Source organism: Mycobacterium sp. NGS67 (assembly GCF_059812185.1).
The window spans coordinates 77,248-89,144 of sequence record NZ_JCALCF010000012.1 but is presented as its reverse complement, the minus strand read 5'-3'; the positions used below and the strand labels follow the sequence as shown (position 1 = coordinate 89,144).

Below are 11,897 nucleotides of genomic sequence, written 5' to 3'. Positions count from 1 at the left end.
CTACCCGACCTACTGGTTGGTCGGGACTATACCCAGTCCTGCAGCACCGCTTCGACGTCCCCCAACTCCGCCGGTCGAGGAGTATCGGCAGGGGTCCGGGAGAATCGCGGCGCCGGCATCGGCTGCAGACCACCGTCCAGTTCGTAGAAGGTGTCGCGCTCGGTGATGTGCGGCTCGGTCTGCACCTCGCCGAACGCCAGGATCGGCGTCACGCAGGCGTCGGAGTCGGCGAACACCTTGGCCCAGTGGTCGCGGTCGCGGCTGCCGAACGTCTCGGTCAGGATCGCCCGCAGTTCCGGCCAGCGGCTGATGTCGTTCTGACCCGGCAGGTCGGCACCGTCCAGACCCAACCCGGTCAGCATCGCCGCGTAGAACTGCGGCTCGATCGCGCCGACGGCGACGTAACGACCGTCGGCGCACTCGTAGGTGTCGTAGTAGGGCGCGCCGCCGTCGAGCATGTTGGTGCCCCGCGCGTCGGTCCACATGCCGGAGGCACGGAACTGCCACATCATCTGGATGAGCACGCTGGACCCGTCGACCATCGCGGCATCCACGACCTGACCTTTTCCGGAGTGCTGCCGCTCGAAGAGCGCCGACAGGATGCCCAGCAGCAGGAACATCGAGCCCCCACCGAAGTCACCGACCAGGTTCAGCGGCGGCACCGGACGTTCGCCGGCCCGCCCGATCGAGTGCAGGATGCCGTTGAGTGAGATGTAGTTGATGTCGTGACCGGCCTGCTGGCTGCGCGGCCCGGTCTGACCCCAGCCCGTCATCCGGGCGTAGATCAGCCGGTCGTTGACCTTGGCGCAGTCCTGGGGACCCAGGCCCAGACGCTCGGTGACACCGGGCCGGTAACCCTCGATGAGCACGTCGGCCTTGGCGACGAGCTCGAGCACCTGTTGGCGACCCTCGTCGGACTTCAGGTCGGCGAACACCAGCCGGCGGTTGCGGTTGGTGGTGTCCTTGACGGCGTTGCTCTTACTGGTCGAGGGGCGCTCGACGCGGACCACGTCGGCGCCGAGGTCACCCAGGATCATCGAGGCGTGCGGGCCGGGGCCGATGCCGGCCAGCTCGATAACGCGCAATCCGTGCAAGGGTCCCGCCATGATGTTTCGACCTTCCGTCAGCTTCGTTGCCTAACAACCGGTTGATCACATATTCGCAGCCGCGGTGTCGGACCGTGCGTGCTGGTCGCTTAATCTCAGACGCATGCCCGAATCAGGAATCGCGTCCCTGCCACCCGTCGACGGCCTCGACGTCAAGCTGACCGACGGTGTGCTGTCGGTGACCATCGACCGTCCGGACAGCCTCAATTCGCTGGTCACCCCGGTGATCACCGGACTGGCCGACGCCATGGAACGCGCGGCCGGCGATCCCGCGGTCAAGGTGGTGCGACTCGGTGGAGCCGGTCGCGGCTTCAGCTCCGGGGCGGGGATCAGCGCCGACGACATGTCCGGTAGCGGCGGGGCGCCGCCCGACGAGATCATCCTGGAGATCAACCGGCTGATCCGTGCGATCACCGCGCTGCCGCATCCGGTGGTCGCCGTCGTGCAGGGGCCCGCGGCCGGCGTCGGGGTGTCCATCGCCCTGTCCTGTGACGTCGTATTGGCTTCGGAGAAGGCGTTTTTCATGCTGGCGTTCACCAAGATCGGGTTGATGCCCGACGGCGGCGCGTCGGCTCTGATCGCTGCCGCCATCGGCCGGGTTCGCGCCATGCGGATGGCCCTGCTGCCCGAGCGGTTGACCGCCGCCGAGGCCCTGCAGTGGGGTCTGGTGACCGAGGTTTATCCCGCCGAACAGTTCGACGCCGAGGTGGACAAGGTGATCGGCCGGTTGGTGTCCGGGCCGGCAGTGGCATTCGCCAAGACGAAGGCGGCGATCAACGCGGCCACGCTGACCGAACTGGACCCGGCGCTCGAGCGTGAATTCGACGGCCAGTCCGGGTTGCTGCAGGCACCCGATTTCAAAGAGGGCACCAAGGCATTCCAGGAACGCCGCGCGCCCAACTTCAGCGATTCCTGAGTTTCGTCGGCACGACGCGGGCAATCCGTCCTCGAGTCGGTTCCGAATGACTGACATACGAGAACGGAGCAGGGATTTGTGACGGCTGACCAGGTTCGTTGTTTGGTTACCGGCGCCACCGGCTACATCGGCGGCCGGTTGATACCGCGATTACTGGACGCCGGCCATCAGGTGCGGGCGCTGGCCCGCACGCCGGAAAAGCTGGACGACGTGCCCTGGCGGGACCGGGTGGAAGTGGCTCAGGGTGATCTGAGTGACGCCGACTCGCTGGCCGAGGCGTTCGACGGGGTCGACGTCGTCTACTACCTGGTTCATTCGATGGGCGGGTCGAAGGATTTCGCCGACAAGGAAGCCGAAGCGGCCCGCAATGTCGTGACGGCCGCCCGGCGCACCGGGGTACGACGCATCGTCTACCTGGGCGGGTTGCATCCCGAGAACAGCCGGCTGTCCGAACATCTCGAGTCGCGTAAAGCGGTGGGCGATCGCCTGATCGGCTCGGGCATCGAAACCGTCGTCCTCCAAGCCGGTGTGGTGATCGGGTCGGGGTCGGCGTCGTTCGAGATGATCCGGCATCTCACCGACCGGTTGCCGGTGATGACGACGCCGCAGTGGGTGCACAACCGAATCCAGCCGATCGCCGTGCGCGACGCGCTGCACTATCTGGTCGGCGCGGCGACGGCTCTGGTGCCCGAGTCGCGGACGTGGGACATCGGCGGGCCGGACGTGTTGGAGTACGGCGACATGATGCGCATCTACGCCGAGGTCGCCGGACTGCAGCCGCGCCGCATCATCGTCTTGCCGTTCCTGACGCCGGCCATCGCCAGCGTGTGGGTGGGTGCGGTGACCCCGATCCCGTCGGGCCTGGCGCGCCCACTGGTCGAATCCCTGGAATGCGATGCGGTGATGCGCAACTCCGACGTCGACACCGTCATCGACCCGCCGTCGCGCGGCTTGACCGGTTACCGCAGCGCGGTCGAACTCGCGCTGCGCCGAGCGTCCCAGGGCCGCGCCGAGCCGAGCTGGGATTCGCTGGAGTCCGAACCGGCCGACCCGCTGCCCAGCGACCCCGATTGGGCGGGCGCGGTGTCCTACGTCGACGTGCGGACCGTCTCGAGCACCGCGCAACCCGACGACGTCTGGCGCGCCGCCGAGCTTGCCGCCATCGGCCGCGGCTGGCAGGTCAGCGAACGTGGACCCGGACGCATGCTGAGGTTGCGCGGCCCCGGACGCGCACCCGGGCGGGAATGGCTGGAACTGACGGTCACACCGCAGAACGGCAGCGGCAGCCTGTACACACAGCGGGCGACCTTCGTACCGCTGGGGATCCCGGGGCGCGTTTACTGGCGGGCGGTGCGCCCGGCTCGGCTCGCCGCCCTACGGGCGCTGGCCCGCGACGTCGACAGTCGCCTGACGGTGGTCAGACACCTGCAGATCGTCAAACCCCAAACAGAGGGGGCAACACGAGCACCATGATCAGGCCCCAGAAGAAGTGCGTGAGCATCGGCGCCAGCACTCCCCCGGTGGCACGGCGCTGTAGAGCGTTGACGGTGCCCAGGATGATGCCGGCGAACCCCAGCATGTAGTTGCCGGAGGCCATGGTGGCGAACACGTACAGCACCGTGGAGATCACCAGCGGATGGTGCCGGCCCAGCGCGGTGTAGAGCGCACCACGGAAGAAGGTCTCCTCGGCGACACCGTTGATCACGGTGATCAGCACGACCAGCCAGAAGGCACCCTGGTTCGCGTAGAGCAGCACCCGGGTGATCAGGTCCGCGACCGGCGTTATCTCCCGGACGATCAATGCCCCGACCACGAACGCGCCGCCGAGCAGCAGACCGGTAACTGTCCCGGTGATGACCGGACGCTGGTTGCGCCCGCGCCAACAGATACCGCCCAGGTGCAGCGGGCCGGATATGAACGAACCGGCGAACCAGACCGCCGCCAACGTCAGCGTCAGCCAATAGAACGCCGGATCGCCGGGTTTGCTTCGCAGCGAGAATCCCAACACCACGGCACCGAGCACCAGGGTGATGGCGACGACGATGCGCCGTCGCAGTATGACGCGTGGTGATTCGTGGTGGGGCACTGCGACATTGGTTATCGCGCGGCGGAATTCCTGGAACGGGTTGGTGCGGTGGGGCGGGGTGCAGGGAGCAGCGGTGGACTGGCTCATGCAATGCGTACTTTCGGGGTCAGGGAGAGCAGGATGTCGAGGCTGGTTCGCACCGCCGCGGCCACGGGGCCGGGGACGATGTTGACCAACCCTAGAGTGTGGCGCGCGAAGGGTGGCGTGATGGTGCGAGCCAGCCTGCGGATGCGCAGCGCGTCACCCCCGGCCCAGATCGGATCGGTGTCGGCCAGATCGTGCGGATCGGCCAGGGCGTCGACCGGCCGAGGCGCCCGCTTGGTGCCGGCCAGCGCCAGGACGATGGACTCCTCGACGTTCAGCAGGCCGCCCGGCGGGTCGGGCACTTTGTCTTTCAGGCCGCTCCCCGAGGCGCGCATCGGATGATCCAGTGACTCCACCAGGTCGCCGGCAAGCCCGGCGGGCACCGGCAGCGCCAGCGCGGTCACCCGCGATGCCAGTGCGGTGTTGATCCCGATCACCGGCAGCGCGGCTCGCCACTGGCCCGAGGCCCGCGCGTACGTCTTGAGCAACCCGCGGTAGGAGGTGGTGTCCGGGCCGGAGATGTCGTAGGCACCTGCCGGTACCTGCTCGGGATCGGCCGCGGCGACGAGGTAATGCAGCACGTCGCGGATGGAGATCGGATCGATGGGGTTGTCCAGCCAACTCGGGATCGGCAACAGCGGGAACCGGTCGGACACGTAGCGCAGCATCTCGAATGACGTCGACCCGGCGCCGATGATGATGGCCGCGCCCAGCCACACCAATTCCGGGCCGCCTTCGATCGTCAGCGCTTCGGCGACCTCGGCCCGGCTGGCCAGGTGGTCGGACAGCGCGTCGTCCTCGGGCACGAAGCCGCCCAGGTAGACGATGCGGCGCACGCCGGCCTCCTTGGCCGCGACGGCCATATTGGCTGCCGCGGTGCGGTCCGCGTCGCGGAAGTCGGCCTGGCCGATGCCGTGGACCAGGTAGTAGACCACGTCGACGGGATCGCCGGTGTCTGCGGCGGTCCCGAACGCCGACGTCAGCGAGGACGGATCCGCCGCGTCCAGCCTCACCGGGGTGACCTCGTCGTACCAGCCGAATTCCTTCAGGCGTTTGACGTTCCGGCTGGCGGCCAGCACCTGGTGGCCGTCCGCCAGCAGGGCCGTCACCAGCCGTGACCCGATGTATCCGGTGGCACCCGTCACCAGAATCCGCATACTGCACAACCTATCTGCTCGTCGCCCGCGAAATCCCCTTCCGATACGTACCCCGCCCGGGGCCGTCGCAAATCGTTGCAGGTCACGGCGGTCTGAACCGATCGGGTGGCGACGTCGTGACCCTGATATGGCGGGCCGCGCATCCTGGTGGCGGTGCCGCGCGCCCGGGAGCGGTCGGATTACGTTCCCCCACGGTTCAGCGCGAAGATTGCTCGGTGACGCCCATCCCCCCGGGCTCCGGCGCCGGCGCCTTTGACATGGTGAAGCCGTGTACTACCTGCTGATCCTGGCCGTGGCGCTGGAACGCGTCGCCGAGCTGGTGGTGTCGCGGCGCAACGCGAAGTGGTCCTTCGGGCAAGGCGCCAGGGAGTTCGGCCGTCGCCACTATCTGGCCATGGTCGCCTTGCACACCGCGCTGCTGGTGGGCTGTCTCGTCGAACCCTGGGCGCTGCACCGGCCGTTCGTTCCGTGGCTGGGCTGGCCGATGCTGGTCCTGGTGGCACTGTCGCAGGGTCTGCGCTGGTGGTGTATCAGGTCGCTGGGCAAGCGGTGGAACACCCGGGTGATCGTGCTGCCCCATGCCCAACTGGTCAAGCGCGGCCCGTATCGGTTCATGAACCACCCCAACTACGTCGCCGTGGTCGCCGAGGGCATCGCGCTGCCGCTGGTGCACACCGCGTGGCTGACCGCGGCATGTTTCACCGTGGCCAATGCGGCGCTGCTCACGGTCCGGTTGCGGGTGGAGAACTCGGCGCTGGGTTACACATGACGGACTACGACGCGGACGTGCTGGTCGTCGGCGGCGGGCCGGGAGGTCTGGCCGCGGCGTTACACGCACGCGCGCAAGGGCTTTCGGTGATCGTGGCCGAACCTCGGGAGAACCCGATCGACAAGGCGTGCGGCGAGGGTCTGATGCCCGGCGGGCTGGCCGAACTGACCTCGCTGGGTGTGGACCCGGCCGGAATGCCGTTTCGTGGCATCGCCTATGTCTCCGAGCACCGGCGCGCGCAGGCCTGTTTCCGTACCGGGCCGGGGCGGGGGGTGCGTCGCACCACTCTGCATGCCGCGCTGGCCGCGCGCGCCAAAGAGCAGGACGCCGAATGGATCCGGGCCAAGGTGTCCGCCGTCGCGCAGGACGCGCACGGGGTCAGCGCCGCGGGTGTGCGTGCCCGATGGTTGGTGGGTGCCGACGGGCTGCATTCGGCGGTGCGGCGGGCCGTCGGGATCAAGGCGACCACCGGTACGCCGCGCCGGCACGGTCTGCGCTGGCATTACCGGGTGCCGGCCTGGTCGGATTTCGTCGAGGTGCACTGGTCGCGGTGGGGCGAGGCGTACGTGACGCCGGTGGAACCGGACCTGGTCGGCGTGGCCATCCTGTCCCGGCAGCGGCCCGAACTGGACTGGTTCCCGACACTGGCGCCGCAGCTGCGCGACGCCGAGCGCGGACCGGCGCGGGGTTGCGGGCCGTTGCGGCAGGTGGTGTCGCGGCGGGTGGCCGGTCGGGTGCTGCTGGTCGGCGACGCCGCGGGCTACGAGGATGCGCTGACCGGTGAGGGCATCAGCCTGGCGGTCAAGCAGGCCGCGGCCGCGGTGGCTGCCATCATCGACGACGCGCCGGAGTCCTACGAGCGCGCATGGCACCGCGTCACCCGCGACTACCGATGGCTCACCCGCGGCCTGGTGCTGGCCAGTACACCGCCGCCCGCACGACGCGCGCTGGTGCCGGCCTGCGCGTTGCTGCCGCCGCTGTTCCGTTGGGGCGTCAACAAATTGGCGTCGTAAAGCGCCCCCCGGCCCCCCGGGCCCCCCGGGCCCCCAGGGCCGCGGGGCCCCCGCGAGCAGACGCAAAAGCCCCTCATTTCGGCACGAAATGGGGGCTTTTGCGTCTGCTCGCCCTACTAACGCAACTCAGCGCGCCTTCCAGACCGGCTCGCGCTTCTCGGCGAACGCCAGCGGACCCTCCTTGGCGTCCTCGGAGCGCAGCAGCGTCTTCATCTCCCGCACGGTGCGCTCCCAGCCCGGCTCGTCACCGGTGATCACGCCGTCATCCACGCCGTAGGCGATGCGCTTGCTGGCCTGCACCGACAGCGGTGCGTTCCCGGTCACCCGCTCGGCCAGCGCCAACGCGGCATCAAGCACCGAACCGTCCGTGACAACCTGGTTGATCAGACCCCACCGCAGGGCGTCGGCCGCGCTCAGCGGCTCGCCGGTCATCAACAGCTCCATCGCCACCTTGCGCGGCAGATGATCCATGATCCGGAACACCCCACCGGCGGCCGCGATCAACCCGCGTTTGACCTCCGGCAGCCCGAACCGGGCGCGCTCCTCGGCCACCACCAGGTCGCTGGCCAGCGCCAGTTCGGTGCCCCCACCCAGCGCGGTGCCGTTGACCGCGGCGATGGTCGGCTTGTCGATGAAGTGGTGCACGTAGCCGGCGAACCCGTATTCGGGATGCTCGGGGTGGTACAGGTTCTCCCGGCGGGCGATGGCCTTCAGATCGGCGCCGGCGCAGAACGACTTGTCGCCCGCGCCGGTGATCACCACCGCCCGCACTTCGGGATCGTGCTGCGCCTCCTCCAGCGCGTCGCCCACGGCAATGCTGACCGAGGCATTGATCGCGTTGCGCGCCTCGGGCCGGTTGATCGTGATGATCAGGACATTGCCGCGGCGCTCGGTCAGAGCGCCCGGCCCGTCTGTCACAGCAGCTCGAGAATGGTGGCGTTGGCCTGCCCGCCGCCCTCACACATCGTCTGCAGCCCGTACCGAATCCCCTTGTCCCGCATGTGATACAGCAGCGTGGTCATGATGCGGGCACCGGAGCCACCGAGCGGGTGACCCAGCGCGATCGCGCCGCCGTTGGGGTTCAGCTTGGACTCGTCGGCGCCGATGTCCTTCAGCCAGGCCAACGGCACCGGCGCGAACGCCTCGTTGACCTCGTAGGCGCCGATGTCGCCGATGGACAGCCCGGAGCGCTTGAGCACCTTCTGGGTGGCCGGGATGGGAGCGGTCAGCATGATCACCGGGTCGGCGCCGGCCAGGGTGGCGGTGTGCACCTTCGCGATCGGCTTGGCGCCGATTTCTTTGGCCTTCTCGGCGGACATGAACAGCAGCGCGGCCGAGCCGTCGGAGATCTGCGAGGAGTTGCCGGCGTGGATCACGCCGTCCTCCTTGAACGCCGGCTTCAGCGACGCCATCTTCTCCATCGGGGTGCCGCGGCGAATGCCCTCGTCCTTGAGGATCACGTTTCCGTCAGCGTCCTTGATGCCCACGATCTGGTCGTCGAAAGCACCGGAATCTTGTGCGGCCGCAGCCTTTTCGTGCGAGTCCAGGGAGAACTGGTCGAGCGTGCGGCGGTCGAAGCCCCACTGCTCGGCGATCATCTCCGCGCCGATGCCCTGGTTGGGGATCTGGCCGTTGTAGCGGGAGAGGAAGTTCTCGGGGTAGGGCCGCCCGCCGTTGGCCAGCGACGCTCCCATCGGGGTGCGCGACATCGACTCGACGCCCCCCGCAACCACCACGTCGTAGTGGCCGGCCACCACGCCCGCGGCGGCGAAGTGCACCGACTGCTGGCTGGAGCCGCACTGGCGGTCGACGGTCACGCCGGGCACCGTTTCGGGCCAGCCCGCGGTGAGCAGGGCGGTGCGGCCGATGTCGAGGGCCTGCTCGCCGGCCTGCATCACGCAGCCCCAGATGACGTCGTCGACCAGCTCGGGGTCGATGCCGGCCTTGGTGACCAGACCGTTGAGGACCTGCGCGGACAGTTCGGCCGGGTGCACCCCGGACAGCCCGCCGTTGCGCTTGCCGATCGGGGAACGCACTGCTTCGACGATGACGGCTTCAGCCATGAGTTTGTCTCCTTTGACACGTGTTATCTCCTCCGATTGTCAACCAACGCGTTGGCCGGTGAAAGGGCGGGGTGGGTTTCGCTGACCGGGCGTGATAATGGTCACGTGAAGCGGCTCAACGGCATGGACGCGATGCTGCTCTACAGCGAAACGCCGAACCTGCACACGCACACGTTGAAGATCGCGGTCATCGACGCCTCGGATTTCGCCGGCGAGTTCACCTTCGACCTGTTCCGGCGCACGTTGCGACAACGGCTGCCGCTGCTGGACCCGTTGCGCTTCCAACTCGTCAACATTCCGTGGCGGCTGCATCATCCGATGTGGCTGGAGAACTGCGAGGTGGACCTCGACTACCACCTGCGCCAGGTGCGCGTGCCCGCACCCGGAGGTCGCCGCGAGTTCGACCGGATCGTCGGGGAGATCGCCAGCACACCCCTGGACCGCAGCCGCCCGTTGTGGGAGTTCCACTTCGCCGAGGGTCTCGCCGGTGACAGGTTCGCGCTGATCGGCAAGATGCATCACGCCCTGGCCGACGGGGTCGCCTCGGCCAACCTGGTAGCCAGGCTGATGGACGAGAGCGGTTCGATCGGCGACGGGCCCGGTGCGAAAGATTGCGCTCCCCCGACGACCTCGGAATTGCTGCAGGCGGCCGGACGCGACCACGCCCAGCAGATCGCCGCGCTGCCCGGGTTGATCGGTGACGCAGTCACCGGCGTGCGCCGGATGCGACGCCGCGCCCGCGAGCGTGACGAGCAACCAGACGTCGCCGACTGGCTGCAGGCGCCGCCGACCTTCATCAACCACGTACTGAGCCCGGTCCGGACGTTCGCCACCGCCACGCTCTCGCTCGCCCAGGTCAAAGAGACGAGCAAGCACCTGACCATCACCATCAACGACCTGGTGCTGGCCACCGCCGCGGGCGCGCTGCGGGAGCTGTTACTGCGCTACGACGGCAAGGCGGACCAGCCCATCGTCGCGTCGGTCCCGGCGAGCACCGACAAGTCCCCGGACCGGATCAGCGGCAACGAGCTCGGTGGCATGGTGGTGTCGCTACCCACCCATGTCGAGGATCCGTTGGAGCGGGTGCGACTGACCGCGGTGGGCAGCGCGATCGCCAAAGAGAACAACGAGTTGCTGGGTCCGGAGCTGACGGGCCGGCTGATCGACTATCTACCGCCGGCGGCCGCGCCCGCCACCTTCCGGTGGCTGGCGAAACGGCAGTCCCAGAACAAGCTGTTCAACGTCCCGATCTCCAATGTGCCCGGGCCGCGCGAACGCGGCCATTTCGCCGGAGCCCCGATCAGCGAGATCTATTCGGTGGGCCCGCTGATGGCCGCCTGTGGCATCAACTTCACCGTGTGGAGCTACGTCGACCAGCTCAACGTCTCGGTGATCGCCGACGACCAAACCCTGACCGACCCACACGAGGCGACCGACGCGATGGTGCACGCATTCAGCGAAATCCGCACCGCGGCAGGCCTTTCCGGGGAACTCGCGCGGGTCGACTCCGCGATGAGCCCGGCTACCGTATAGATCGTCACGGGACGGGTTCGACGACCATGTCGAAGAATGCCGCCCCGGCGTCCCGAGGGGCGTCGGAGGCCGATGGTGCGTGCGCCCAACGCTTTTCGCCGACGCACGCAACGACATGAGGATCGCGCGCAAAGTGATCGCCGACTGCCGCCCGATCAACGGACACAAGGACCCAGCGTCAGCTGTTCCGCTCATCCGCGCTGCTGATGCGTGTGCTTGGACCCTCGAGGGGCGGCACCGGCGAACTCTTCACGTGTGAAGAACTGTTGGACTCTCGTGTCCGGTCAGTCAGACCAACTCGACCAACTCACCAGGTTGGCCGGGATCGGATCAGGCCGGGACGAACTCGAGACGATGTGTCGCCGGCGTGTAGTCGGTTGACACCTGGCCGGTCGCGGGGTCAGGGCAGCCCGGAAACTCAGGCGACCACATGATCCTTACGTAGCCGACCAGCCTGTCGCCCTCCGGATGAAGCACGACCTCTTCCGGCGCGTTCTTCGCTTGCCCGACCTTGCACTCCATGTCGACTAACCCGCCGGGCTTCAGCGCGTACCAAACCTGTTCGTTGGTTGCGCTGTTGTTCTTCCACTCGTACACCAACTGGATCTTTGGACCCATGACGGTAAACGTCCCCGGCGCGCCGGCTTCGATCTGCCGCTGATACGTGGGATATTCCTCGCTGGCCGGATTGGTATTTGCCCACTCGTGGATGGTGTAGAGGCCGTTGGGCGCCGGGGGTGCGCCCGGTGCGGGCTCCGCGGTTGCCGTGGGAGCAGTCAGCAGGGCGGCGAGTGCTGCCGCTGCTGCCGCGAGTGTGATTTGCTTAGTCATTGCCTTTTACCTATCTTTTGCCATTGGATTGCTGCCCCCGAAACGCTTTTCGGGGAGCACTTGCTCTATTGGTTCCAACATTGTTGGACACATCGCATGTCGGCACACGTCAAATAGGCGATGCGCGGGATTGTCAGTGAAATACCCTTAGTACAAACAGCCCGCACAAACACACGTGTATTGGCATCAATTATCCGACTGAATCGCCATTGGAGTTCCGCACAACGGCGCCGATCCTCGCAGCGCTAACGCAACGGGCAGGCGCCTTTCATAACTGTTCCACCCCTCGGTCTACGAGCTACCACCGGCTTCGCCCGAAGCGCCAGCAAACTTATCCGG

11 protein-coding genes are annotated in these 11,897 nt (G+C 67.8%); 5 read left to right on the top strand and 6 right to left on the bottom strand.

Going from position 1 to position 11,897, the window contains the following annotated elements; genetic code table 11:
- Positions 1 to 26: 26 nt before the first annotated feature.
- Positions 27 to 1,106, bottom strand: a complete 1,080-nt coding sequence (locus AC5Y4D_RS13715; protein ID WP_500037403.1) for a CaiB/BaiF CoA transferase family protein — start codon at positions 1,104 to 1,106, stop codon at positions 27 to 29.
- A 103-nt stretch (positions 1,107 to 1,209) separates the two neighbouring features.
- Here AC5Y4D_RS13715 and AC5Y4D_RS13710 point away from each other — a divergent pair, with 103 nt between their 5' ends.
- Positions 1,210 to 2,022, top strand: a complete 813-nt coding sequence (locus AC5Y4D_RS13710; RefSeq protein ID WP_499941339.1) for an enoyl-CoA hydratase — start codon at positions 1,210 to 1,212, stop codon at positions 2,020 to 2,022.
- Positions 2,023 to 2,100: 78 nt separating this feature from the next.
- Positions 2,101 to 3,495: a DUF2867 domain-containing protein gene (locus AC5Y4D_RS13705; protein ID WP_500037402.1), complete on the top strand. Its 1,395-nt coding sequence runs from the start codon at positions 2,101 to 2,103 to the stop codon at positions 3,493 to 3,495.
- Here AC5Y4D_RS13705 and AC5Y4D_RS13700 read toward each other — a convergent pair.
- Both AC5Y4D_RS13700 and AC5Y4D_RS13695 read right to left on the bottom strand, forming a co-directional pair.
- The gene (locus AC5Y4D_RS13700) at positions 3,458 to 4,195 is read right to left on the bottom strand and encodes a CPBP family intramembrane glutamic endopeptidase (RefSeq protein WP_499941342.1); all 738 of its coding nucleotides are present in this window, start codon (positions 4,193 to 4,195) and stop codon (positions 3,458 to 3,460) included. The two genes, AC5Y4D_RS13705 and AC5Y4D_RS13700, sit on opposite strands and share 38 nt — an antisense overlap.
- Complete coding sequence (locus tag AC5Y4D_RS13695; protein WP_500037401.1) at positions 4,192 to 5,349, bottom strand: SDR family NAD(P)-dependent oxidoreductase; 1,158 nt, start codon at positions 5,347 to 5,349, stop codon at positions 4,192 to 4,194. The genes AC5Y4D_RS13700 and AC5Y4D_RS13695 overlap by 4 nt, the downstream gene beginning before the upstream one ends.
- A gap of 268 nt (positions 5,350 to 5,617) precedes the next feature.
- Between AC5Y4D_RS13695 and AC5Y4D_RS13690 the strand changes: the two genes are divergently transcribed.
- Together AC5Y4D_RS13690 and AC5Y4D_RS13685 are read left to right on the top strand one after the other, a co-directional pair.
- Complete coding sequence (locus AC5Y4D_RS13690; RefSeq protein WP_500037400.1) at positions 5,618 to 6,118, top strand: isoprenylcysteine carboxyl methyltransferase family protein; 501 nt, start codon at positions 5,618 to 5,620, stop codon at positions 6,116 to 6,118.
- Entirely contained in the window at positions 6,115 to 7,131 is a 1,017-nt protein-coding gene (locus AC5Y4D_RS13685; RefSeq protein ID WP_500037399.1) for an NAD(P)/FAD-dependent oxidoreductase, read from the top strand. Before AC5Y4D_RS13690 ends, AC5Y4D_RS13685 begins: the two co-directional genes overlap by 4 nt.
- A gap of 126 nt (positions 7,132 to 7,257) precedes the next feature.
- Here the strand turns inward: AC5Y4D_RS13685 and AC5Y4D_RS13680 are convergent, their stop codons facing one another.
- Both AC5Y4D_RS13680 and AC5Y4D_RS13675 read right to left on the bottom strand, forming a co-directional pair.
- A complete protein-coding gene (locus AC5Y4D_RS13680) occupies positions 7,258 to 8,049 on the bottom strand; it encodes a crotonase/enoyl-CoA hydratase family protein (protein WP_499941348.1) in 792 nt (263 codons plus the stop codon).
- Entirely contained in the window at positions 8,046 to 9,194 is a 1,149-nt protein-coding gene (locus AC5Y4D_RS13675; RefSeq protein ID WP_499989739.1) for a thiolase family protein, read from the bottom strand. The genes AC5Y4D_RS13680 and AC5Y4D_RS13675 overlap by 4 nt, the downstream gene beginning before the upstream one ends.
- A gap of 105 nt (positions 9,195 to 9,299) precedes the next feature.
- Between AC5Y4D_RS13675 and AC5Y4D_RS13670 the strand changes: the two genes are divergently transcribed.
- Positions 9,300 to 10,727, top strand: a complete 1,428-nt coding sequence (locus tag AC5Y4D_RS13670) for a WS/DGAT/MGAT family O-acyltransferase (RefSeq protein WP_499989738.1) — start codon at positions 9,300 to 9,302, stop codon at positions 10,725 to 10,727.
- Positions 10,728 to 11,057: 330 nt separating this feature from the next.
- On the opposite strand, the gene AC5Y4D_RS13665 is transcribed toward AC5Y4D_RS13670, so the two are convergent.
- Positions 11,058 to 11,558, bottom strand: a complete 501-nt coding sequence (locus AC5Y4D_RS13665; protein WP_499941354.1) for a hypothetical protein — start codon at positions 11,556 to 11,558, stop codon at positions 11,058 to 11,060.
- Positions 11,559 to 11,897 lie beyond the last annotated feature (339 nt).

Coding starts and splice junctions, on each gene's coding strand:
- AC5Y4D_RS13715 (WP_500037403.1), bottom strand. CDS start 1,106: ATGGCGGGACCCTTGCACGGATTGCGCGTTATCGAGCTGGCCGGCATC.
- AC5Y4D_RS13710 (WP_499941339.1), top strand. CDS start 1,210: ATGCCCGAATCAGGAATCGCGTCCCTGCCACCCGTCGACGGCCTCGAC.
- AC5Y4D_RS13700 (WP_499941342.1), bottom strand. CDS start 4,195: ATGAGCCAGTCCACCGCTGCTCCCTGCACCCCGCCCCACCGCACCAAC.
- AC5Y4D_RS13695 (WP_500037401.1), bottom strand. CDS start 5,349: ATGCGGATTCTGGTGACGGGTGCCACCGGATACATCGGGTCACGGCTG.
- AC5Y4D_RS13685 (WP_500037399.1), top strand. CDS start 6,115: ATGACGGACTACGACGCGGACGTGCTGGTCGTCGGCGGCGGGCCGGGA.
- AC5Y4D_RS13675 (WP_499989739.1), bottom strand. CDS start 9,194: ATGGCTGAAGCCGTCATCGTCGAAGCAGTGCGTTCCCCGATCGGCAAG.
- AC5Y4D_RS13665 (WP_499941354.1), bottom strand. CDS start 11,558: ATGACTAAGCAAATCACACTCGCGGCAGCAGCGGCAGCACTCGCCGCC.